General features: G+C 54.5%; 22 protein-coding genes and 1 pseudogene. 6 read left to right on the top strand and 17 right to left on the bottom strand.

Annotation, left to right across the window (positions count from 1 at the left end):
• Position 1: 1 nt before the first annotated feature.
• Together ccmB and ccmA are read right to left on the bottom strand one after the other, a co-directional pair.
• Positions 2-670 carry a heme exporter protein CcmB gene (ccmB, locus tag OKX01_RS02935; RefSeq protein WP_094195627.1) on the bottom strand — a complete coding sequence of 223 codons (669 nt, stop codon included), beginning with the start codon at positions 668-670 and terminating at the stop codon, positions 2-4.
• Positions 664-1,284, bottom strand: a complete 621-nt coding sequence (gene ccmA, locus OKX01_RS02930; RefSeq protein WP_264672428.1) for a cytochrome c biogenesis heme-transporting ATPase CcmA — start codon at positions 1,282-1,284, stop codon at positions 664-666. The genes ccmB and ccmA overlap by 7 nt, the downstream gene beginning before the upstream one ends.
• A 222-nt stretch (positions 1,285-1,506) precedes the next feature.
• Between ccmA and OKX01_RS02925 the strand changes: the two genes are divergently transcribed.
• Positions 1,507-2,043: an ureidoglycolate lyase gene (locus tag OKX01_RS02925; RefSeq protein ID WP_094195625.1), complete on the top strand. Its 537-nt coding sequence runs from the start codon at positions 1,507-1,509 to the stop codon at positions 2,041-2,043.
• 45 nt (positions 2,044-2,088) lie between these two features.
• On the opposite strand, the gene cynR is transcribed toward OKX01_RS02925, so the two are convergent.
• Positions 2,089-2,976 carry a transcriptional regulator CynR gene (gene cynR, locus OKX01_RS02920; RefSeq protein WP_094195624.1) on the bottom strand — a complete coding sequence of 296 codons (888 nt, stop codon included), beginning with the start codon at positions 2,974-2,976 and terminating at the stop codon, positions 2,089-2,091.
• A 108-nt stretch (positions 2,977-3,084) separates the two neighbouring features.
• Here cynR and OKX01_RS02915 point away from each other — a divergent pair, with 108 nt between their 5' ends.
• Positions 3,085-3,735, top strand: a complete 651-nt coding sequence (locus OKX01_RS02915; protein ID WP_094195623.1) for a carbonic anhydrase — start codon at positions 3,085-3,087, stop codon at positions 3,733-3,735.
• Between the two features lie 104 nt (positions 3,736-3,839).
• Here the strand turns inward: OKX01_RS02915 and OKX01_RS02910 are convergent, their stop codons facing one another.
• Positions 3,840-4,481, bottom strand: a complete 642-nt coding sequence (locus tag OKX01_RS02910) for a DsbA family protein (RefSeq protein WP_094195622.1) — start codon at positions 4,479-4,481, stop codon at positions 3,840-3,842.
• A gap of 488 nt (positions 4,482-4,969) precedes the next feature.
• Here OKX01_RS02910 and OKX01_RS02905 point away from each other — a divergent pair.
• A pseudogene (locus OKX01_RS02905) lies at positions 4,970-6,583 on the top strand (ABC-F family ATP-binding cassette domain-containing protein).
• Between the two features lie 366 nt (positions 6,584-6,949).
• On the opposite strand, the gene OKX01_RS02900 reads toward OKX01_RS02905, so the two are convergent.
• Positions 6,950-7,282: a hypothetical protein gene (locus OKX01_RS02900; RefSeq protein WP_108728107.1), complete on the bottom strand. Its 333-nt coding sequence runs from the start codon at positions 7,280-7,282 to the stop codon at positions 6,950-6,952.
• Positions 7,283-7,551: 269 nt separating this feature from the next.
• Here OKX01_RS02900 and OKX01_RS02895 point away from each other — a divergent pair, with 269 nt between their 5' ends.
• Positions 7,552-8,235 carry a LuxR C-terminal-related transcriptional regulator gene (locus OKX01_RS02895; protein WP_108728108.1) on the top strand — a complete coding sequence of 228 codons (684 nt, stop codon included), beginning with the start codon at positions 7,552-7,554 and terminating at the stop codon, positions 8,233-8,235.
• A gap of 371 nt (positions 8,236-8,606) precedes the next feature.
• The gene (locus tag OKX01_RS02890; RefSeq protein WP_230019012.1) at positions 8,607-10,103 is read left to right on the top strand and encodes a 7TM diverse intracellular signaling domain-containing protein; all 1,497 of its coding nucleotides are present in this window, start codon (positions 8,607-8,609) and stop codon (positions 10,101-10,103) included.
• A 61-nt stretch (positions 10,104-10,164) separates the two neighbouring features.
• On the opposite strand, the gene OKX01_RS02885 is transcribed toward OKX01_RS02890, so the two are convergent.
• The 4 genes from OKX01_RS02885 to OKX01_RS02870 all read right to left on the bottom strand — a co-directional run bounded on the left by OKX01_RS02885 (position 10,165) and on the right by OKX01_RS02870 (position 14,404).
• Positions 10,165-10,317, bottom strand: a complete 153-nt coding sequence (locus OKX01_RS02885; RefSeq protein ID WP_162988100.1) for a hypothetical protein — start codon at positions 10,315-10,317, stop codon at positions 10,165-10,167.
• Between the two features lie 371 nt (positions 10,318-10,688).
• Positions 10,689-11,573, bottom strand: a complete 885-nt coding sequence (locus OKX01_RS02880; protein ID WP_264672427.1) for an EamA family transporter — start codon at positions 11,571-11,573, stop codon at positions 10,689-10,691.
• Between the two features lie 51 nt (positions 11,574-11,624).
• Positions 11,625-13,532 (bottom strand): asparagine synthase (glutamine-hydrolyzing), encoded by a 1,908-nt coding sequence (gene asnB, locus OKX01_RS02875; protein WP_264672426.1) that lies wholly within the window; start codon positions 13,530-13,532, stop codon positions 11,625-11,627.
• Positions 13,533-13,633: 101 nt separating this feature from the next.
• On the bottom strand, positions 13,634-14,404 hold the full coding sequence (locus tag OKX01_RS02870; protein WP_125277088.1) for a crotonase/enoyl-CoA hydratase family protein: 771 nt from the start codon (positions 14,402-14,404) through the stop codon (positions 13,634-13,636).
• Positions 14,405-14,500: 96 nt separating this feature from the next.
• On the opposite strand from OKX01_RS02870, the gene OKX01_RS02865 reads away from it, so the two are divergent.
• Positions 14,501-15,298, top strand: coding sequence for an AraC family transcriptional regulator (locus OKX01_RS02865; protein WP_264672425.1), 798 nt, complete (start codon positions 14,501-14,503; stop codon positions 15,296-15,298).
• Between the two features lie 132 nt (positions 15,299-15,430).
• On the opposite strand, the gene OKX01_RS02860 is transcribed toward OKX01_RS02865, so the two are convergent.
• The 8 genes from OKX01_RS02860 to OKX01_RS02825 form a co-directional block, all read right to left on the bottom strand.
• Positions 15,431-16,081, bottom strand: coding sequence for a DUF799 domain-containing protein (locus tag OKX01_RS02860; RefSeq protein ID WP_094195618.1), 651 nt, complete (start codon positions 16,079-16,081; stop codon positions 15,431-15,433).
• 11 nt (positions 16,082-16,092) lie between these two features.
• Entirely contained in the window at positions 16,093-16,515 is a 423-nt protein-coding gene (locus OKX01_RS02855) for a DUF4810 domain-containing protein (RefSeq protein WP_264672424.1), read from the bottom strand.
• A 9-nt stretch (positions 16,516-16,524) separates the two neighbouring features.
• Positions 16,525-17,208, bottom strand: a complete 684-nt coding sequence (locus OKX01_RS02850) for a CsgG/HfaB family protein (RefSeq protein WP_094195616.1) — start codon at positions 17,206-17,208, stop codon at positions 16,525-16,527.
• Between the two features lie 311 nt (positions 17,209-17,519).
• Positions 17,520-18,611: a redox-regulated ATPase YchF gene (gene ychF, locus OKX01_RS02845; protein WP_123051074.1), complete on the bottom strand. Its 1,092-nt coding sequence runs from the start codon at positions 18,609-18,611 to the stop codon at positions 17,520-17,522.
• A 131-nt stretch (positions 18,612-18,742) separates the two neighbouring features.
• Positions 18,743-19,564: a type II CAAX prenyl endopeptidase Rce1 family protein gene (locus OKX01_RS02840; RefSeq protein WP_264672423.1), complete on the bottom strand. Its 822-nt coding sequence runs from the start codon at positions 19,562-19,564 to the stop codon at positions 18,743-18,745.
• Between the two features lie 3 nt (positions 19,565-19,567).
• Positions 19,568-20,164, bottom strand: a complete 597-nt coding sequence (gene pth, locus OKX01_RS02835; protein WP_094195613.1) for an aminoacyl-tRNA hydrolase — start codon at positions 20,162-20,164, stop codon at positions 19,568-19,570.
• A 128-nt stretch (positions 20,165-20,292) separates the two neighbouring features.
• Entirely contained in the window at positions 20,293-20,892 is a 600-nt protein-coding gene (locus OKX01_RS02830; RefSeq protein WP_094195612.1) for a 50S ribosomal protein L25/general stress protein Ctc, read from the bottom strand.
• 96 nt (positions 20,893-20,988) lie between these two features.
• Positions 20,989-21,939 (bottom strand): ribose-phosphate pyrophosphokinase, encoded by a 951-nt coding sequence (locus tag OKX01_RS02825; RefSeq protein ID WP_162496912.1) that lies wholly within the window; start codon positions 21,937-21,939, stop codon positions 20,989-20,991.
• Positions 21,940-22,034 lie beyond the last annotated feature (95 nt).

Below are 22,034 nucleotides of genomic sequence, written 5' to 3'. Positions count from 1 at the left end.
TTTACTCAAGAGCAAGGCGCAACGCCGCTGCCGTAGCAAGTGGCGCAAAGAACAAAGCCAACAGTAAAAAAGCGGCCAGAACGGACAGATGCGCTTGTGCACCCAACCCGGCCTGAACCGCTTGCACCGCCCCCGCCCCAAAGACCAGAACGGGAACGTAAAAGGGCAAAATCAATAGAGCCAGCAAGACACCTGCTGAACGCAAACCCAGCACCAAGGCCGCGCCAATCGCCCCCAACAAGGTCAGGACGGGCAGCCCCAGCGCCAGGGACACCATCAACACACCCAGACTGGACGTAGGCAGACTGAATTGCAGCCCCAGAATGGGAGCCAACAACAGCAACGGCACGCCAGTCAAAAAGGTATGCGCCAGCACCTTGCCCAAAACCCAGAGGCTAAGCGGCAAATGGGAAAACAGAACCTGCTCCAACGCGCCGTCCTGCTCGTCCTGTTCAAACAGGCGGCTTAGCGACAACAGCGTGGCCAGCAAGGCCGACACCCACAGCACACCCGGGGCCATCTTGGACAACAAGGCCGCATCTGCTCCCACGCCCAAAGGGAACAGGCTGCACACCACCAGAAAGAAAACCAGGGGAATCAGCACATCGCCGGGCCGACGCATCGCCAAGCGCCACTCGCGCTTCATCAAGGCTAAAAAGAGATTCAACATGCCTGCCCCAGATCCAGGTGCTGCACCTCCAAATCCCAGGGCAAGGTCTGGTGACTGGTCAGAATGACAGCGCCCTGTTTGTGCAAATGCTGTGCAATCAACTCGCCCAGAAACTTCTGACCGGCACTATCCAGCGCGGTCAGTTGCTCGTCCAGAATCCATAAGGGACGGTTGCTGAGCGCCAGACGCACCAAAAACACACGGCGGCGTTGCCCTGCCGACAACTGCCTTACCGGCACTCGACGGTAAGCCAGCAAACTGCCTGCCAGCAGCGCCTGATCACAGGCGTCCCGCTCCAAAGGAACACGATCCTGCATAAGCAGGCTGTCCAGGTTTTCTTGCACCGATAAGCTGCCATTCAAGCCGGAGGCATGGCCGCCGTACACAAGCTGTTGCCGGTAATCGCTATCGTTGCTTTGCACAGGTCGGTCGCGCCAGATCAGTTGGCCTTCATCGGCCTGGGCGATATTGGCCAAGATACGCAGCAAGCTGGTTTTGCCGCTACCATTGGGCCCACTGACCAAAATGCATTGGCCAGCGTCAAGCCTTAGGCTCAGCTCGGAGAACACACGACGCTGGCCCCGTTTACAGGTCAGCGAAACAGCGTCAAGCACAGCACCTCCTTATCAAGAAAGCAGACAGAGCGAAGCCGCCCATCGAAAAAGGCGGCTTGCTTAGCTCGCTAAGTAATGACGAGCCTCTTTCAAGACAGGGGATACCTGACTTAGTTCCGCAATAACCGTCAGAAACTCAAGCTTATTGATCTAGGCCAATCCTGACCTGAGTTGCCATTTTTGCTAATATGCCGCCATAGCACTTTCTTCACGTGATTGATCATGAATACTTCAATTAATCTGGTTCCCCAGCCGCTAAGCCCAGAGGCGTTTGAGCCTTATGGCTGGATGTTAGGGAAAGGCTTGGCTACTGCACCTGCGACGGCTGCTTTCAGCAATGCCGCCACAGACTTTTGGCACGAACATGCGTTTGACACAGGTCAAAACAAGCAGACCGAAGTGTTATGGGTGAATTACCGTATTCAGGATCCCACCATCACAACCCTGGAAAATCACCTGCTGACGCAACAGGCACTGATCCCGCTGACTGGCGAAGTGATCCATATCGTGGCCGAAAGCACAGCCGAAGGCGGCCCGGATTTATCCACCCTGCAAGCCTTCCGCATTGCTCAAGGGCAAGGTGTGTGCATGCGGCCCGGTTGCTGGCACAGCAGCCGTGTTGCCCAGGGTGAAGTGACCTGTTTGATGTTGACACGCATGTCAACCACAGTCGATCTGGTCGCCCATTTGAACGAGGGCAAACCGGCTGTAGAAAGCGAGCTGCGCCCTCTGGAGCAAAGTGTGCTGGTGTCGCTATAAGGTGCCTGCAGTAGCGCATCACAATCGCTCTGTCCGACACCTACTTTAAAACGTCGATGCCGCGCCGTATTTCAGCGCCAGCTCAATAAAGGCGCGCATGGCAGCGGACTGGTAAGCGCCCTTGCGCTGCATCAAAATAGCCCGCCGTTGTGGCGGGGCCGGTTCCAGACTCACCGCCACCAAATACTCGCTATTGCTGGCAATCGCAGCAGGCAGCAAGGTCGCCAGACCCGTGCGCCGCACCACCTCGATCACGGCATTGAGCGAGTTCGACTCCATCGATACCTTCAAGTCCAGATCATGTTGTCGGCAATAACGTTCGATCTGTTCACGTGTGGCAAATTCCGGCGTTAGCAACACCAAGGACTCACGCGTCAAGGTGTCTCTATCAATGCTGCGTCGCTCGGCCAAAGGGTGGGTACGACTCATGACCAACGCCAAGGTCTCCACCAATAATGGCTGGAACTCCACCGCAGTTGACGTGGGCTTTTCAAAAGCAATACCAATATCCAACTCGTCCTCGACCAGTTGCGTTTCCACGCGCTCCTGCAACATTTCCTGCACCACCAGGCGCACATTGGGATAGCGCCGGTAAAAGGCCTCCACCAAAGGGCCAATCAGGTAAGAAGTAAACGTCGGTGCCACCGCCACACGCAAGGAGCCTCGACTCAAGTCACTGACATCATGCAAGGCCCGCCGTCCTTCTTCCAGATCCTGCAAGGCTTGGCGGGCATAACGCAGATAGACCTCACCCGCATCCGTTAAACGCACCAGCCGCCCAGTACGATCAAACAGTTGCACGCCCAGATGTTCCTCCAGCTGACGCACCTGTTGTGACAAGGCCGGCTGAGACACGTGCAAGGCACGCGCAGCGCGGGTAAAGCTTTGATACTGGGCAACCGCCAGAAAGTAATTAAGATGGCGCAAAAGCATACAGGGCCTTTCTATAAGCAAACCCAATGGAAAGCATCAGAATTCGGTATTTTACCTTATGACCATGAAGCGTTAATCTTCTATCCAAGCCGAACTACAAGGACAAGGATGAAAGACATTATCGACGGTTTCCTGAAATTCCAACGGGAAGCCTATCCCAAGCGCGCCAAGCTCTTCAAAAATCTGGCCACACAACAAAACCCCCGCGCTTTGTTTATCTCTTGCTCCGATAGCCGTCTGGTCCCAGAGCTGGTGACACAACGTGAACCCGGTGATCTATTCGTGATTCGTAACGCTGGCAACATCGTTCCCTCCTACGGCCCGGAACCCGGTGGGGTGACCGCCTCGGTGGAATACGCCGTGTCCGCCCTGCGCGTGTCCGATATCGTGATCTGTGGTCACTCGGACTGTGGCGCCATGACCGCGATTGCTTCCTGTCAGTGCCTGGACCACATGCCTGCCGTGGAGCACTGGCTGCGTTATGCCGACTCGGCACGTCTGGTCAATGAAGCCCGCACCCACGCCAACGAGCAGGAACGTATTGCTTCCATGGTGCGTGAAAACGTGGTGGCCCAACTGGCCAATATCCAGACCCACCCTTCGGTGCGTCTGGCCATGTCCGAAGGCCGCTTGACCTTGCATGGCTGGGTCTACGACATTGAGTCGGGCACCATCGACGCCTATGACGGTGGCAGCATGAAGTTTGTGTCCTTGGCAGACAACCCGGATGTGTGTGTTGCGCCCTTAAGACGCGGCTAAGCCCTCCCAGGTTTGAATAGAAAACGCCATGCTTTTGCATGGCGTTTTTAATTGCTCCTTGCCAGCCTTTTAGCCAAGCGCAGCACACTATGGCTACATGTTGATCAGCCCAACAAGGAGTCCAAGGACTGATTCAGCATTTCCAAAGGGGTCCCAACCGCAGGTAGCGGCGTCACTTCTCGACCATCCACAAACAATAAGGTCGGATAGGATTGCACGCCCAAGGCTCGCGCCAACGCGAAGTCCGCCAAGGCTTGCTCCCGACCTGAACCGTCAGTCAAATGGCGTCGAACCATCTCCACATCCAGACCACCAGCAGCGGCAATCCCCAGGCAGACCTCCTGATCCGACAAGCTGCGTCCGTTCACATAGAAGGCCTGCTGTAACTCGTGTACCCAATGAATGGCCCGCTCCGAGTCTTGCGCACGCAAGACAGCCAAGGCAGTTGCCGCATCCAGAGAGTCCATAACCGTAGTCCCTTCCTCTGCCAAAGCTTGATAAGCAGCCCCAAACCTCGCCCCTGTCATTTGCGTGATGCGCTTGTTGGACTCGGAAATGTAAGGGTAGCGGGACATGGGAGCAGCCCGATCACCCACGAACAAGCCCCCTGAAACGGCGGTAAACGGTATTCGGTGCTTGTTGGCCACCTCGAACTCGACCATGCGTTCGGCAAAACCCCAGCACCAACCGCAATACACATCCTGCACATACACAATCGAGCGGGCGGGTAAATTGAACGTGTTCATGGCATTCCTTCAAAATGGTGTGGCTTCCCGGAATGGGAGAGAAAAGGCACTCCTGATCCTGGCCTCCAGACATGAAACGACGCAGAGGATGAAAAGCCGAGAACTCCACTTTATTGAATAAACGTCAGGAAATAAACTTCGTTTCCTGCTGGGTGGCCGTCTCGCGCGGCTCGTTATTTCAAGCGATCTACAGCAACAAAGCCCCCACAGCGCTGAGACCGATAAGACAAGATCCCCAAACCGTAAGACAAGCTCAGGCTTCTGAACCCAAACCAGCTCCTGTGATGAGATGACACGACTTTCAACGTTCTCTTGAGAGTCCGGCCGGCTTTACCTTCCCGGCAAAATCCTTTTATAGTGTGGCTTCGACTCATTTCCCCTGAGGTATTCGTCCAATGCGCCACTAATGCCGCCGTCCCCTAGACGGCCAGTCTCCACCCACCCCCATCACGCAGGGGGAGTTTTTGGCATTAATGAAAGCATCTCGTATGACGAATCCTTATCTGACGCTGAAAGGCGTCTCCTATACCTTGCCGCAAGGCAAGACTCTGTTTTCCCAACTGAACGAAACCTTCGACTCGCGGCGCACAGGCCTGGTCGGACGCAATGGCGTGGGCAAAACCATTCTGGCTCAAATCCTGGCTGTACAACTCCAACCCAGCAGCGGCCATTGCCTGCGATCGGGAAAAGTCCATTATCTGGCGTAGCAAGTGGCGTCCGTCAGTGGCTTGCGCGTCGCTGATCTGGCGGGCGTAGGCCCAACCCTGGACGCACTGGCCCGGATTGAAGCTGGCAGTAGTGCCGTGGAAGACTTCAATCTGATCGAGAACCGTTGGGATATTCGACAACAACTCCAGGAAGCGCTGGCGCGCAATGGCTTAGGGCATCTCAATGCCGAGACACCTGCCGAAACGTTAAGCGGCGGCCAGGCTATGCGAGTATCGCTGATCAATGCCTTGCTGTCTCAGGCCGATTTCCTGATTCTGGATGAACCCAGCAACCACCTGGATCGCAACAACCGGCTTGCCTTGATCGAGCAATTACGACACTGGCCCCACGGCCTGCTGCTCATCAGCCATGACCGCCAACTGCTGGACACAATGGAGCGCATTGTGGAGCTATCTTCCCTGGGGCTGCGTAGCTATGGCGGCAATTACAGCCACTACGCCGAACAGAAAGCCCTGGAACAGCAAAGCGCCATGAACCAACTGGAGCACCGCAAGCTGGAACGTCAGCGCGCGCAAAGCACCATGCAAGAGCAACGCCAACGGCAAGAGCGTAGACAGGCACGCGGGAATCAACAAGGCAAGCAAGCCAATCAGGCCAAAATCCTGCTGGACAGGCAAAAGGGCCGCAGTGAAGCCACCACCGGCAAACTGCACCAGCAACACGTGACGGCTCAAAAGCAGTTAGCACAACGCATACAGGAAGCCGCCGAATTGATTGAGCAGGACAGCACCATCAATCTGCACGCCCTACCCTTGATGCCGCTGACCCGTCAGCGCGTTGTGGAACTGGATGAGGTGAAACTCCCCTATGTCCCGGCCGACCAAACCCCAGTCACGCTGCTACTAAACGGCCAGCAACGGGTAGGGGTCATAGGCCCGAACGGCTGCGGGAAATCCACGCTGCTCAAGGTCATTGCAGGCCAAGTGGAACCGCTTGCTGGACACTGCAAAGTAGTGCCACAACATGTTTATCTGGATCAGGGCTTGGCCGATCTGGATCCACAGCAAACCGTGCTGGAACAGATACAGGCCGTCAACCGCAAAAGCAGCGAGGGTGACTTACGCATGCGTCTGGCACAACTGGGACTAGACGCCCAAAAAGTCACCGGCCCCAGCGGGGCCTTGAGCGGTGGCGAGCGGCTAAAAGCCGCTCTGGCCTGCGTGCTGTACGCTGATCCCCCACCACAACTGCTGCTTCTGGATGAACCTAGCAACCACCTGGACCTGCCGTCCACCTTGGCCCTGGAATCCATGTTGAGCAGCTACCAGGGCACGCTGATGGTGGTTTCGCACGACGGTGCCTTCATGAACAATCTTGGGCTGACGAAGCGTCTGGAATTTAGTGAGGAAGGTTGGAGCTTGCGGCCTTGGTAGCAAGCACAAACACCAGTGACTCGCCCCCGTTATCTATCATTAACTAGCCACCTGTCTCGTTCAAGTCAGAGACAAAATGAAGTACTGGTGAACTTACGCCATCCGACCAAGATCTCACCGCCTGAAAAAACTCAACCCTTATGCACTGGCCTCACACAGACACACCGACCATTTCGCAAGACAAGCAATAAATTGACCACCCTGCCTGTATAAAGTCTGAGCTGAATTCTCTCCAGGCTGCCTTGTCTATATGACCCCCAAAGAAAAGAAGCATACGTACAAGGTGCGACATCCGTACTTTAATTCGCCAATTAAACGTGCTTATGGCACGACCAAAATGTACGGATAGATCAAGATCTATCTGGATTACTCAAACGTAAACTCTTCCAACACGCAAACGTCATTCTCCATACTAGTCACAACATCACCATCAGAAAACGTACCCATAAAATCGTACTCACAGGCGCCCGTGCCATCATCAACATTCACGATCATGGATTGACCAGACCTCAATGGCTGGCCTGCAATAATATTTTCTTCCCAATCCCCAACCTTCGAACGCGAAGCGTGGAACTCCACCAAGGTAACACCCGACTTGTTAACGAGTTTTACGCGCCGGTCCGCTGCCGAAGCTGTCGTAGGCAACACGCTACCACCCAACACAACAACAGAAAGCAAAAATGAGCTGACTTTAAACATAGTAGATCCGTAATTGAATATAAATAGACCATCAAATGGGAACGCTGAGTCATAGAACCACCTCACGACCCAGCAATTTAGTTAATGTCCAGATATTACGGTGCTGACATTTTTTGCCATATCCCTGAAACCCGGTAATTTGCAATCCCCACTGCAAGATTTCAGCTTTGCTCATGTCCAAAGCGTATTAATACTCTTAGAATGCCAGGACACTAAGAGATGTGGATTCCACCCTCCCCTCTTCTACAGCCACCACTCCGATTTCAGGCATGAGCGATTCTTTATTCCTTCCCGTTGATATTGCCCTGCCGGTCCCTGTCCTGGTCGTCGAGGATGAGCCGTTGCTGCAGCGGCGTTTACAAGACATTTTGCTGCAACTCGGCTACCCACAAGACGCCTTACTATTTGCGGGTTCATTGGCACAAGCCAGGGACTGCCTAGATATGGGCCCTGTCGCTCTAGCCCTAGTCGACTTGATGCTGCCCGATGGCAACGGGCTAAGCCTGATAGAAGCGATGCGCAAAGATGACCCAGGACTGGGGATACTGGTTATCTCGGCCTGGAGCACGGAAGAATCCATCTTGAGCGCGTTGCGTGCAGGCGCCACCGGTTATGTTTTGAAGGAACGGGATGATATTGAGGTAGCTATGTCAATACGCAGTGTGCTGCGAGGTGGTGCCCCGATCGATCCATTTATTGCGCGACGCATCCTCGAGCTATTGCCAACCCTCCCTACCACCATCAGCGCCCCCCAAGAAGAGCGACTGAGTGACCGTGAACGACAAATACTACTTCTGGTGGCTGATGGCCTGACCAATAGGGAAATAGCCGAACGGTTGTTTCTATCGCACCATACGGTAGAAAGCCACGTCAAACGGATTTATCGCAAATTGGCAGTTTCCTCACGAACGCTGGCCATCAAGACTGCACGGGCACGTGGGGTCATTCCATGAGCCTGCGCGCTGGAGCGCACTTACTGTATTTATTGCTAATCACACTGAGCCTCTGGGGTAAGCCCGCCTTAGGAAATCCAAATTGCATCCCCAACAACCTCTTAATCAGCGCGGCTCCTGAAACCAATAAGCTCGCAGTCAAACCAGATACCGGGTGGACGACTATTACCCTGCCTGATCTGTGGACAACACGCTGGCCAAGGCATGAAGGAGCTGTCTGGTATCAACTCACCTGGGCTACAAATTGCCCTTTTGAGGAACTACTCCGCACCCCCATTGGCGTAAGTGTGGACGGCATCAGCATGGCCGGAGAAATTTACATTAACTCCACCTTACTCTGGCGAGATCGATCACTTACCGAACCTCTATCCATGAGTTGGAATATGCCCCGCTGGTGGACACTGCCTGCCCCTGCCTTACTGGCCGGAGAAAACACCATCTGGATACGTACTTCCGGCCCCGCCACCTTGTCACCAGGCTTGGGGAGAGTCAAGATCGGTTTGGCCACCGATATTCAACAAACGCACACTCAAAGTGTCTGGCGTCAACGCTTGATTTACTACATCACCCTGGGCCTATCCAGTGCACTGGGCTGCGTGTTCTTTGCTGTCTGGTGCTTGCGCCGTAGCGAACGGGCCTACGGCTGGTACGCTGTCATGTCCTTATGTTGGGTAGTCTATCTGTCTACTATTCTGGCTCTGTCTCCTTGGCCATTTAACTCAACACTCTGGTACTCCCGCGCCAACAATATCAGCTTTCAACTTTATGTATTGAGCTTTTGCTTGTTCACATGGCGCTTCACCGGACAAACACTGCCACGCATAGAACGCATCCTCTGGTTATGTAACGCCTTGGGTATACTGATCTCGCTTTTCGCCCCCCGTCCGCTAGTTGAACTGGTTTGGCTAACGTCTGCCCTGATCTTTCTAGCTACGTGTGTGCACTGCCAAATCATCGCCTGGCGCAACCCACAGCCTCAGCACCTGTTATTGGCCGCATGTTGGCTCATTTTCCTTATCGTCGGCATTCACGACTTAATACGTCTGTTGGGAGGCTGGCAAGCCCATCAAATGTGGGGGGCCATAGCGGGTCTCATGGCCACTTTAGTCATGGCATCCCTGCTAGGAGCACGTCTAGTTCTATACATGCAACGTATTGAATCGTTCAATACTGAACTGGAGCAAGGTATCGCCCTTGCTCGCCAGAGTCTGAAAGACGTTTTGGAGCGAGAACATGCGCAGGCCATCCGACACGCCACACTCCGTGAACGCCTGGACATCGTGCATGATCTGCACGACGGCCTAGGTGGTAGTCTGGTGCGCAGTATGGCCTTTGTTGAACAGTCGTCCGTAGCACTGTCTAACGAACGTATGCTCTCTTTGCTAAAAACCTTGCGGGACGACTTGCGTCAGGTCATTGACCACGGCTCCAGCGCTGGGGCCAATGCTCCGACCTCCCCCATTCAATGGGCTGCTCCGTTACGCCATCGCTTCACGCGATTATTCGAGCAATTGAATATTCAGTCCACTTGGCAACTGGATCAACATTGGAAAACACAGCCTAGCACCCTGATATGTCTGGCCCTGACTCGTTTGATCGAAGAAGCGTTGGCCAACGTTATTAAACACAGCGCCGCCCGATCAGTCACTATTGTCTGCTCTCAAGCCGACACAGACTCACTACATATACGTATTCAGGATGATGGCATTGGATTTAACGTGGACTCCGTACTCAATGCCGGACTCAGTGTAGGCATGCGGAGCATGGCTGCTCGCGCTCAGCGTCTGGGGGGAAGTTTCAATATTGAATCAAACTCACAGGGAACCCTGGTTTTCCTCAGTATCAATCTAAACACACCTACAAGCTGAAGCGGGGGCTCTTGAACACCAATACCCCCACTCCAGCCTTACTCTATTGCCTCGGCACAGGTCAGACGTTGAACAAGAAGTTCTGCACGCCGCCATCTTTGACGCCTGCGGTGAAGTAGGTTTGCAGACCCAGCAGGCTGTAGGCGGCGCGGATAACACTGGAGACGACTACCCTGGTAGCGATGAAAAAACATGGGTGACTCGTCCCCGTCATCTTGACTGCGAACACTGAGGGCGGTGGATCCGAGGGCCGAATTCAGCAGCAATTGCCCACTGACAACAAGGTCTTGAAGCTATTGTGCTTAGCGAATTGAAATATCACGATCAAACTCACTGCCTCTATGCGAGAAACCTGACGCTTTCCAAAGCATCAAAGCCGCGTGATTTTTGACGCACCCTTACAAAGCCTGCTTAAGGCTCCCAAGTAGTTCCTGCGCCAAACGTTCTGCTTCCTCTCCCCTTGTGTCACAGCGATCCGCCACCTGACCGACATAAGCCAGACGCGCATACTCCAAAGTCTAGGCTGGCTCCGTAGACAGCTTCTCGTACAAGGACTCTGCGCCTACTGGCAAACCCCAAAAGCTCCTAACGCGTCGCTGAATAGGAAACCGGACGCACCGGCCCTTTATAAAGACCAAAGGCCAGACCCGCAATAATGGCGCTGATAGACAGGGCCTCCACAAAGCTAACCTGCTCGCCCAGTATCAGCATGGAACTACCCAGCCCAAACACCGGGATCAACAAAGACAAAGGCGCCACCGTGGAAACCGGGTACAGCTTGAGCAAGGAATTCCAGCCCCAGTAAGAAAAATGCGTTGCCAGATAGACCTGAAACAGAATCGACATCACCGACATCAGGTTGATCGCCTCTGGCAAGGTGGTGAAAGGCTCGGCCCCATGCAGCCAGTACGAGACGATAAATAGCGGGATAGGCGGGAACAAGCTGGCCCACACCATGAACGAGAAAATCTCCTTCACACCAGAGAGCTTGATGATCACATTCCCGATACTCCAGGACACGGCACTGAGCACGACCAGCACCAGCCCAAAGGTGGCATCCCCACCACCTTGCGACAAGAGGATCCCCACCAGCCCCACAAACGCGATCACGGCTCCCAGCAACTGCGTGGCTCGCAAGCGCTCCTTGAACAGCAAGGCGCCCCAGCCCATGGTAAAGAAGGCGCTAAGCTGAATCAGCAGCGAGGCCACGCCCGGATGGACACCCACCTCAATGCCATAGTTGATAATCCCCCACATGCCCAGGCCAAAGATAAAGCCATAAATGACGACATAGCGGAATGGAATATTCGGCTTGGGGATCAAGAACACCAACGGCAAAGCCGCCAAGGTAAAGCGTATCCCCGTCAGCAGAAAAGGCTCCATGGATAGCAGCCCTAGCTTGGTGATCGGGAAATTCACTCCCCAAACCAGCGTGACCAAAATGGCAAGAATCAGGTGTTTTTTTTGCATGTCCGACAGCTCCAGACAAGACCGGGGGTTCGAATCCCCCGGCCTGCTTCACTAGTTGATTGAAAACCGCTTCTGCATCAAGCAAAGCCCCGCGATTTCCATCAACAAGTGATCGGCAGACAAGCGCTGCTCGCTGGAAAGCGAGGGGATTTTCTTCAGGAAATTTCTGACTCGACCGGCATCAAAAAAGGGCACACGATTCAAAAGATCGCTATGCAAGGTGTCGCTGACAAATTGATGTAGTCGGGACTGAGGCGCCAAGCTAGCTGGCGGCGCACGAAAGTACTGCTTTTTGCGCCCGTAGATTTCAGCAGGCAGATAAGGCCGCATTGCTTCACGCAACGCGTACTTCTCCGTCTTGCCGCGCACCTTCATGGGTACAGCCAGGCTGCACGCATATTCCACGACTCGGTGATCGAGCAAGGGCGGCCGCCCTTCCAGGCTGCCTGCCATCTCCATACGGTCACCTAGCGAAGTCAGCACCAGATTGGGCAGACTGGATTTGGCGACCATATACAAGGCGCGATTCACGGGCGACCAAGCCGCAAAGGAATGCGGTTTAAGGCGGTTGTAGAACTGACCGTAAGGATCGCGATACGCGTTTCTGTCCATAAAGCCGGTGCTGTACAGACTAGCCAAAGGATCAAAAATCCCTGCCTGTCCGTCCAGCCAGGAAACCTTGTGCCCCAACTCGCGGTTCACCCAGGCAGTTCCCACTTCCTGGCTGTCCAGATAACGGCTGGAACCAGCACCCATCTGCTGCAAGAGCTCGGAGACCACGGCCTGATCCTGCCCCTGGTTGTCGTACAAGACCATGTCCCGACGGCTATAGGGATAACCGGCAAAGACCTCGTCGGCCCCTTCCCCCGTAATCACCGCCCGCATGCCATTGTTTTGCACGAATTTGCACAGCAAGTACTTGCCTACGCTGTGTGCATTGGTGAACGGCACTTCAGCATGCCAGAGAGCATGTTCATAATTGTCTGCAAGGTCGTTGGAGCTGACGCTAAGTACATTCATGTGCGCCTGATTATGCTGGGCGGCAATCTCGGCAAAATGGCGCTCGTCATAGCCCTCTTCCCCTTCAAAGGAAAGGTGGAACGCCTGCAACTGCTGACCTTGCAATTGAGTACACATGCCCAGCATGGCCGAAGAATCCAGACCACCACTCAGACACACCCCGATGGGTACATCCGCATGCAGACGCAGCTTGACGGACTCCTCAATCACCGCGCGCAAACCTTCAATTTGCTCTTGCTCAGAGCGGGCTTCCATGGCCTTGGCAGAATCCGGGAAACTCCAATCCCAATAGCTCTCGGTCTGGACTCCGCTTTGATCCACAATCAGCCAGGAGCCTGGTCGCACGCTACGGATTTTCTGAAACACCGTACGATCGCGCAAAATGAAGTAGCGATTCGCGTACGAGTCCTCATCCCACTGGGCAGGAACGCCGGCTGCCAGCAAGGCTTTGATCTCGGACCCAAAGTACCAGCGACCATTGTGCTCGGCGTAGTACAAGGGTTTGACACCGATCCGGTCCCGAATCGCAATCAGTTGACGACGTGCGCGATCATACAAAAGAATCGAGAACTCGCCACGCAGCTCTTTAAGAGCGCGCACGCCATGACGCCGGTACAAATGCAGCGCAATTTCACTGTCCGAAGACGTCTTGAAGCGGCAGCCGCTCTCTTCCAGCTCTTTGCGAATGCGCTTGTAGTCATAAAACTCACCATTCACCATCAGGACCAGGTCGCCCTCGTCTGCAACGATAGGCTGGGTACCATTTCCCAACCCCACCAAGCCAAGTCGTACATAACCAAAACCCACTTGCCCCATGGGATCAAACCAGGTGCTGGAACTATCTGGCCCGCGATGATGGATTTCACGCAGTGCCTGATCAAACATATTTCTAGGCAAGTCCGTAGGGACTGCAGAGAACATCCCGACATAACCACACATACAGATCTCCCTTACTGCTCATTTGTTTTTGATGCCAAGTCATAGCAATTGCTTGATTGGCGATTTAGTTGAGAAACTTCTGCTTCTTGTCGATGCCGGGTTTAGCTCACCTTGTTCTTTTTCTTGTCCAAAAAGTCAGCCAGCCTGGTGCTGGTTTCCGGATCAGACTGAACAACGGCGGCAATCAAGGCCTCGGTCAGCAAGCCGTCTTGCTGACTTTGATCGGTAATACGCGGCAATACATGAGTGATGGCGTAATTCGTCATGGGCAGATTGGAGGCAATCGTCTTGGCCAGCTCCTTGGCCTTGCTCAAGGCTTCACCAACAGGAGTCAGGTATTGAGCAATACCTCTGGCAAGGCTTTCCTCGGCATAAACGCTACGTCCCGTCAGCATCATGTCTGTCATCAAACTCAAACCCGCCAGACGCGGCAGACGCACGGAGCCACCCACGCCGACGTAAAGACCACGCATCCCTTCAGGCAAAGAAAAAAATGCGGTTTCATCGACCACGCGGATATGGCAGGCCGTGGCAATTTCCAGACCGCCACCAATGGCGGCACCCGACATCGCGGCTACCACGGGCACCTTGCCGTACTGGATCAACTCAAAGGTGTCGTGCCATTCGCGAAAGAAGTGCACGCAATCAATCACCGACTGATTACGCACTTCACCCAAATCCAGGCCAGCACAAAAATGCTTGCTGGTGCTGTAGAGCACGGCGGCCCCAATCTCGCTACCTATAGTGGAAAAAACCCGCCGCAATTCATGCATCACTGCCAAGGACATGGCGTTGCGTTTTTCTGGTCGGTTCAAGCCCACCAGCAGCACCGCGCCTTCCCGTTGCACCGTTAAATACTCAAAATCCTCCATTCCCTCTTATCCCCAAGTAATTGATGTTTGCTGATCTTATGGGGACTACCAAATTCACACCTTTAAAAGCGGGTCAGTTTTTGGCAAAATTGGGCCATGAGTATTTCTCTGAATGACTACCCTCTGGAAAACTCGAACTGGGATGTGGAAGTCAGCCTGCGCGCCTTCACATCAGGATCGATTTTTCCCAACCACGTGCACCAGTGCGGGCAACTGGCTTATGCGGCGTCGGGGGTCCTGTCGATGTTCACGGAGAAAGGAAATTGGGTAGTGCCCAGCAAACGGGCGCTGTGGGTACCTCCGGGTGTGGCGCATGAAATGCACATGCGCGGTGATGTCACCATGGTGAACACTTATCTGACACCCCAAGCCATCGAGCAGGCGCAACTGCCGGATAATTGCCAGGTGTTCGGCGTCTCCCCCCTGCTGCGGCACCTGTTCAGCGCGGCCATGGAGCTACCGGCTGAACGGACTGACTGCGGACGTACTCATCACGTCATTGGGTTGCTGGTGGAAGAAATCCGGCTGATGCCCAGACTGGGCCTGAGTGCTCCCCTGCCCTCTGACAGCAGATTAGGGGCCGCATGCCAGCGCTTTCTGGATAATCCGACCCAGAACATCTCTACAGACGAAATGGCCGCCTGGGCCATGCTAAGCCGCCGCACCTTCACCCGCCGCTTCAAGGAGCATATGGGCATGACCTACCTGGCCTGGCGGCAGCAAATGTGCCTGCTGGTGTCAATTACTCGTTTGGGGAATGGGGAGCCGATAACCCGAGTGGCCTCGGATCTGGGCTTTAGCAGCCCCAGCGCGTTTTCTACTATTTTTCGTCGTACATTAGGGCAGCCGCCCAGTCAGTATCTGGCGACGAGCAGGGAAACGCCGGTTTATTGAGCGGATGTGTTGCTTGAGCAAGCAGCAGGAAGATGATCAGGCGATTGCTTGAAAGCAAAACACCCGATGAGTTTCATCGGGTGTTCAGTCCATAAGGTGCTGACGAATACTGCCCAGTGGGCAGGGCTCACATTACTGTGTTTCGTAATGCGGCGAACGGGGGCCATAAAGTATGCCGCCAGGCTGGCCTGCGCTAAGCAGCGCCTGGTTTGTCATCCCGGCCACCTGATAGCCACGATCCGACAAGGTGTTGATCACCTGATCGACCACAGCCTGAATCAACATGCCCAGAATCCCACCACCACTACCACCCGCATAGCTGACCAACTTCTGTCCGCTCCACAGCTTGGTACCCGTGCGCAGATCTACCAAGTCGGCCTCAATACTAACTGTGACCGTACTGGCCAGCACGACGTACTGCGCACCGTACTCTTTCACCGTCATATATAGTGCCGAGTCTGCGCCAAATATCTCGCGCAATTTGGGTGCTGGCACATCGTGGATATCTGTTGGTGTGACCAACCCGTTCTGCCTAAACGTTTCTTCCATCACCGCGACAGGCAGGACGTAGTAACCGGACTCTGCCAATGGCATGGTCGCTTGCGACAGCACCGCCGAAGTGGCAGCCACATCCACAGAATCGTTAAGCGGCGGAAGCACCAGAATAGAAGCAGGTTTGCTTTCACGAAATGCCGAGTAGTCAACTTCGGCCTGTGGAGCAGCACACCCTACCAAAGTCATCGCCAGGGATAGCATTGCTACCCGCATCAAATTATTGATCATGGAATAACCTTTTATTGAGCTTGGGCGGGTAAATCTGCTTGCGCCGTGGTGTGGCGCAACAAGAAGTTCATGAATGGCGACGACTCCGGGAAAGCATTCTTTTCGCCTTCCCATTGCTCCACGGCCTTCGCTCCATCACCCAGCTTCAAATAGAGCAAGCCCAAATGTGCTCGAAAACCGGGCGGCAAGGCCTGGTCAGTCGCACGCGCCGACTCTACATTCTCTTCAAGAGTTTGGACTTGTGCTGCATAGTCCTCACCCTCTTCTTGCAGATACGCATACACCATAGGCTGGTAAGAGTCCCAGCTATACAGGCTTTTGGGTTGTGCGCAGGCCGTCAGCACACCGACTGACAGGCAGATACCCGCCCAGCGCAGACCACGCCACAGGCGCGGACACCGTGGGGCCTTGTTGGAAAACATAAGTGAACTCATGGCCGCCTCTTATTTGCCAGCAGGCTTCCAGGCGCCTCGTTCAATGCCTTCGATCAAGTGATCAACCGCTTCACGAATAGCCAGATCCAGGACTTTCCCGTTCAGGGTGGAGTCGTAGCCGGCAGTGCCACCAAAGCCAATGACTTCCCGGTTCGACAAAACGTATTCACCCGCACCCGAAGCAGAGAAAACCACTTCCGATGTGCTGACATCGACCACATTCAGATCAACCTTGGCATAGGCCGTCTGTTCCTTGCCGCGCCCGAGAATCCCGAACAACTGCTGGTCCCCAGTCACTTTGCGGCCAAACGCCGTCACGTCGCCCGTCACAACGTAACGCGCTCCCTTGATCTGACTGGCTTGTTTATTGAAACCCGCCTCTTGAGCAATCTCGGACAGGTTGTCACGATCCAGCACCTGGAAACGGCCTGTTTGCTGCAAATGGCTAGTCAGGATTGTTTTGGCTTGTCCTCCCAAACGATCCACGCCGTCGGAAAACACACCACGCAAGTAGTTGGTACGGTTATCAAACTTACCAATGGAAATCGGGCTACGCTCACCTTGGTAGGTAGCACGAGTGGCTGCGGCTGCCGTTGTTGGAACAACTACACTTTGTGAGCGCTCGGTAGCGCATCCTGCGATTACAGCAGACAGGCTGAGCACCACGCCCACCTTGATCAAACCATTCAGCATCGTATCTCCAAGTACGTAGGTCATAGCACATACCAACGCTATGCATTAGAACAAGCGAGCCGACACTATAACAAAAAGATACACTTTGGGCTTTGCGTTTTCCCTAGGGGAAAACGCCTTCGATTCTTTATGGGCAGATGCCGGGCATCATGTTGGCCACTGATCATATTGGTGGTGATGCAAAGTGCTGTTTTCAGACATCAATGAACAAAAAAACGCTTGGAAGGCCAATATGTATGGCAAGCCCTTGATTTCAAAAGGTCTAACCATACACACGGCACTACCAAGCGTTCCTGACTTCTGAAAAATCCTTAGACGTTGAACAGGAAGTTCAGCACGTCGCCATCTTTGACGACATATTCCTTGCCTTCAGCACGCATCTTGCCGGCTTCCTTGGCGCCTTGCTCACCCTTGCAAGCGACAAAGTCCTCAAAGGCGATAGTCTGTGCACGGATGAAGCCACGCTCGAAATCGGTGTGGATCACGCCAGCGGCTTGAGGGGCCGTATCGCCCACGCGGATCGTCCAGGCGCGAACTTCTTTGACGCCTGCGGTGAAGTAGGTTTGCAGACCCAGCAGGCTGTAGGCGGCGCGGATAACGCGGTTCAGGCCGGGCTCTTCCATGCCCAGATCGGACAGGAATTCGATCTTGTCGGCGTCATCCAGCTCAGCGATTTCGGCTTCTACGGCAGCACACACGGCCACAACTGGGGCACCATCAGCGGCAGCGTAGTTCTGCACGGCTTCCAGGTGCGGGTTGTTGGTAAAGCCATCTTCTTTCACGTTAGCCACGTACATAGTGGGCTTGGCGGTGATGAAGCCGTAGGATTTAATCTGGTGCAACTCGTCTTCGTCCAACTTCAGCGAACGCACGGACTTGCCTTCGCCCAGCGCTTTCTCGATACGTTCGAGCAAGGCTACCAGCTTGGCAGCGTCTTTATCGCCTGAGCGAGCCAGCTTCTGATTACGGTGTAAGGCTTTTTCAACCACACCCAGGTCAGCCAGCGCCAATTCGGTGTTGATGATTTCGATATCAGCCAGGGGGTCCACTTTACCGGCTACGTGAATGACGTTCTCATCGGCAAAACAGCGCACTACATGCACGGTAGCGTCGGTTTCGCGGATGTTGGCCAGGAACTGATTACCCAAACCTTCGCCCTTGGAAGCACCAGCAACCAGACCAGCGATGTCTACAAATTCCACCACGGCAGGCAAAATGCGCTCGGGGTTCACAATCTTGGCCAGATCTTGCAAACGCTGATCTGGAACCTCGACCACGCCGACGTTCGGTTCGATGGTGCAGAAAGGGTAGTTTTCAGCCGCAATGCCGGCTTTGGTCAGAGCGTTGAACAGAGTGGATTTACCAACGTTGGGCAAGCCAACGATGCCGCATTGCAGTGCCATGAGTATCCTGAAAATCAAAGAGTTATATAAACGATGCGCTATTGTAGCGCCCTTGGGCGCTACAGAGCCTGCAGACGGATCAGAACAGTCGTGCCGGGGACACAGGATAGCGCCTTGAAACGCGGGCTTGCTTAGACAGGAATGCCGTCAAACAGCTTGAGCAGGCCAATAATCAGCAAGACCGGGCCACCATTAAAGATGGCATGAAGTACGATCGAGGCACCAATGCCGCGACGCACTCGCAGCCAGGCCAGTACCAGCCCTGTCAGGCATTGGGGCAACACCAGCAAAGGCAGCAAATACCAGCTCATGCTGTTGAGCTGAAAGTTATACAAATGCAGCGCGCCAAAGGCCAGTGTTGCACCATAAAACACCCAGGGAAAGAAACGCCAATAGCGTCGCATAGACGAAAAGCGCCACGCCCTTCCCTGCAAGGCACCCACCAGTTTGCGCCACCAACGGCTGCCGGCGGGCAAAGCCTGGCGTGGCATGCCGGTATAACGGCTAATCCAGACCGCCAGGCACAAGACCAGCAAACCTTGTATCAACCACCAGCCTGCTCCCTGAAACATCAGAAACACCGCCAGCGGAACAACCGTCAGCCATTGTGATGGCCGTCTAAGCACAAAACGAAAAACCAGTTCTTCCACAATAGGTGCCCAGATAATGGCTTGCACCCAGGGAATACGCGTCGGGTCCAGCCGATGCTGCGCGCCGCCCACACCCGCTACCGAGACAGCAATTGGCCCCAGTACCAGCGCATTAATCAACCAAAGCATGCCCGCCCATTGCAGCAGACGCTTCCAGGGCAAGGGGGCAAACCAGTCCAGATACCAGCCATCGCCCTGCACTCTGCCTGGCAAGCGCCTGGCGCTGCGTGGGTGACGCAGAAAGTAAAAGAAATCTTTAAGCTCGTCCCGGAAACGCATCTGGCTGCTTGGCGCTGGCTTCATGCGTCAAGCCTTCTGGGGTGCATAAAGCTGGCGGGTCGCCTGCTCAAAGTCGCCACGCAGCAAAGCAGGCATCATGACTCGGCAACGATTCATACCGTCTTCAATCTCACGCAGCTCTTCATTGCGGGGGGTATGCAGAACAAAATTCACCACTTGCTGAGCCAAGCCCAAGGTGCGGGGGTGACCAATGCCTAAGCGCAAGCGCCAGAAATCTGGTGTACCAAAGGCAGACTGGATGTCACGCAGACCATTATGTCCGGCGTGTCCACCGCCTTTTTTTATCTTGACCTGACCCGGCAATAAATCCAGCTCATCATGCAGAACCAGCACTTGTTCGGGCTTGAGTTTGTAAAAACGCATCAAAGCACCGGCGGCTTGTCCGGACTTGTTCATGAAGGTAATAGGTTTGGCGATGATGACGTTCTCACCTTCAAAACGCGCTTTAGCCACCCAGGCGAAAAAGGACTTTTCCAGGTTGAACGTCGCATGCAGATCATCGGCCAACTGGTCTGCCAACCAAAACCCCGCATTGTGACGGGTGGTTTCATACTCGGGGCCAGGATTACCCAGGCCAACAATCAAACGGATAGGCTCAGACATGAATGTTTTCGCAGAAAGCGCCTACGCCAGCAAGGGCGCAGGCACAAATAACAAACCCCCGCCAGCATACGCTGACAGGGGTTGATTCGCCAAGCTGCAAGCCGACCGAAGCCGGCTGGCAATCTTGATTACTCGGCGCTTTCTTCTGTTTCTTCCGAAGCAGCAGCACCACCGCCAACTGGCAAAGCAGCAGCCAGCAGAGGGTTGGTGTCATTGCCAGCGTAAGTCACGCCACGAGGCAGCTTGATGCTGTCCAGGTGCAGGTTGGCGTTGGCAGTCATGCCGCTCAGGTCCACAGTGATGGACGCAGGCAGGTTAGCTGGCAAGCAGGTGATTTCCAGCTCGGTCAGGATGTGGCTGATGACTTGGCCGCTCAGCTTGACGGCTGGGCACACATCGCCACCTTCAAAGTTCAGAGGAACTTTGGTGGTAATAGCTTGCGAAGCCAGAACGCGTTGGAAATCAACGTGCAGAACTTGCTGTTTGTAGGGGTGCCACTGAACCGAGCGCAACAGCACTTTCTCAGCTTTGCCGTCCAATTCCATGGTCAGGATGGAAGCGTGGAAGGCTTCTTTGCGCAGGTTGTGGTAAATCTCGTTATGATCCAAAGAGATCACGACGGGCTGTTCTTCGCCACCGTAAACAATAGCAGGAACTTGGCCAGCGTGACGCAGGCGGCGGCTCGCACTCGTACCTTGTACATCACGCGACGTAGCGGTGAATTTCATGGAAAACTCCAATTTGCAGGATCATAAGATCACTGCGAAAAAACGGTAGTTGCCTACCTAGTTGACGTACGCCGCGACCAGCGCACGCTAAAAAACTTAGTCAGAGAACAAGGAGCTGACGGACTCGGCGTTCGAGATGCGCAAGATGGTCTCGCCCAACAGAGCTGCACAGGACAGCTGGCGAATCTTGCTGCACTCGCGAGCCTTGGCGGACAAAGGAATGGTGTCCGTCACCACCAGCTCGTTCAACTGGGAATGCGTAATACGTTCGATGGCCTCGCCCGAGAGCACAGGGTGCGTACAGTAGGCGTAAACCGCCTTGGCACCGCGCTCTTTCAGGGCTTCAGCCGCTTTGCACAGCGTACCGGCTGTATCCACCATGTCGTCCATCAAAATGCAGGTGCGTCCGTTGACGTCACCAATGATGTTCATGACTTCGGATACGTTGGCACGTGGGCGGCGCTTGTCGATAATGGCCAGATCCACTTCCAGTTGCTTGGCCAGTGCTCGTGCGCGCACCACACCACCGATGTCAGGCGAGACAACCACCATGTCTTGGTAGTTACAACGCCAGATATCGCCCAGCAAAATGGGGGAAGCGTAGATATTGTCGACAGGGATATCGAAGAAACCCTGGATTTGGTCAGCGTGCAGATCCATCATCATGACACGATCAACACCGACCACTTGCAACATATTGGCTACGACCTTGGCAGAGATCGACACACGCGCCGAACGGGGGCGTCGATCCTGGCGGGCATAACCAAAGTAAGGGATGGCAGCGGTGATGCGACCGGCCGAAGCGCGGCGCAAGGCATCGACCATCACCATGATTTCCATCAGATTGTCGTTGGTGGGAGCACAGGTGGGTTGCAGAACAAAAACATCGCGACCGCGCACGTTCTCGTTGATTTCAACCATGGCTTCCCCGTCAGAGAAGCGACCCACCGTCATTTTCCCCAGCGACATATCAAGGTGGTTGACGACATCGACAGCAAGGCGAGGATTAGCCGTGCCGGTGAAGATCATGAATCGGTCTTGTGCCATGATGGGAGATAGATTTTGATGCAGGAAAAGCAAAGCTGTTGATCGAGACCCCTACAAGGAAACGACTCAACAGCTTTACATTATCGCAGGCTAGG

It is taken from the genome of Alcaligenes sp. SMD-FA, from assembly GCF_025960365.1.
In the GTDB taxonomy this organism is placed as follows: domain Bacteria; phylum Pseudomonadota; class Gammaproteobacteria; order Burkholderiales; family Burkholderiaceae_B; genus Alcaligenes; species Alcaligenes aquatilis.
This window is presented reverse-complemented; position numbering and strand designations above follow the sequence as displayed.

Coding starts and splice junctions, on each gene's coding strand:
- OKX01_RS02860 (WP_094195618.1), bottom strand. CDS start 16,081: ATGATCAATAATTTGATGCGGGTAGCAATGCTATCCCTGGCGATGACT.
- OKX01_RS02885 (WP_162988100.1), bottom strand. CDS start 10,317: ATGACGGGGACGAGTCACCCATGTTTTTTCATCGCTACCAGGGTAGTC.
- OKX01_RS02900 (WP_108728107.1), bottom strand. CDS start 7,282: ATGTTTAAAGTCAGCTCATTTTTGCTTTCTGTTGTTGTGTTGGGTGGT.
- OKX01_RS02855 (WP_264672424.1), bottom strand. CDS start 16,515: ATGAGTTCACTTATGTTTTCCAACAAGGCCCCACGGTGTCCGCGCCTG.
- OKX01_RS02915 (WP_094195623.1), top strand. CDS start 3,085: ATGAAAGACATTATCGACGGTTTCCTGAAATTCCAACGGGAAGCCTAT.
- OKX01_RS02825 (WP_162496912.1), bottom strand. CDS start 21,939: ATGGCACAAGACCGATTCATGATCTTCACCGGCACGGCTAATCCTCGC.
- OKX01_RS02830 (WP_094195612.1), bottom strand. CDS start 20,892: ATGAAATTCACCGCTACGTCGCGTGATGTACAAGGTACGAGTGCGAGC.
- OKX01_RS02865 (WP_264672425.1), top strand. CDS start 14,501: ATGAGTATTTCTCTGAATGACTACCCTCTGGAAAACTCGAACTGGGAT.
- OKX01_RS02925 (WP_094195625.1), top strand. CDS start 1,507: ATGAATACTTCAATTAATCTGGTTCCCCAGCCGCTAAGCCCAGAGGCG.
- OKX01_RS02870 (WP_125277088.1), bottom strand. CDS start 14,404: ATGGAGGATTTTGAGTATTTAACGGTGCAACGGGAAGGCGCGGTGCTG.
- OKX01_RS02895 (WP_108728108.1), top strand. CDS start 7,552: ATGAGCGATTCTTTATTCCTTCCCGTTGATATTGCCCTGCCGGTCCCT.
- OKX01_RS02890 (WP_230019012.1), top strand. CDS start 8,607: ATGAGTTGGAATATGCCCCGCTGGTGGACACTGCCTGCCCCTGCCTTA.
- OKX01_RS02840 (WP_264672423.1), bottom strand. CDS start 19,564: ATGAAGCCAGCGCCAAGCAGCCAGATGCGTTTCCGGGACGAGCTTAAA.
- ychF (WP_123051074.1), bottom strand. CDS start 18,611: ATGGCACTGCAATGCGGCATCGTTGGCTTGCCCAACGTTGGTAAATCC.
- cynR (WP_094195624.1), bottom strand. CDS start 2,976: ATGCTTTTGCGCCATCTTAATTACTTTCTGGCGGTTGCCCAGTATCAA.
- OKX01_RS02910 (WP_094195622.1), bottom strand. CDS start 4,481: ATGAACACGTTCAATTTACCCGCCCGCTCGATTGTGTATGTGCAGGAT.
- OKX01_RS02850 (WP_094195616.1), bottom strand. CDS start 17,208: ATGCTGAATGGTTTGATCAAGGTGGGCGTGGTGCTCAGCCTGTCTGCT.
- asnB (WP_264672426.1), bottom strand. CDS start 13,532: ATGTGTGGTTATGTCGGGATGTTCTCTGCAGTCCCTACGGACTTGCCT.
- pth (WP_094195613.1), bottom strand. CDS start 20,164: ATGTCTGAGCCTATCCGTTTGATTGTTGGCCTGGGTAATCCTGGCCCC.
- ccmB (WP_094195627.1), bottom strand. CDS start 670: ATGTTGAATCTCTTTTTAGCCTTGATGAAGCGCGAGTGGCGCTTGGCG.
- OKX01_RS02880 (WP_264672427.1), bottom strand. CDS start 11,573: ATGCAAAAAAAACACCTGATTCTTGCCATTTTGGTCACGCTGGTTTGG.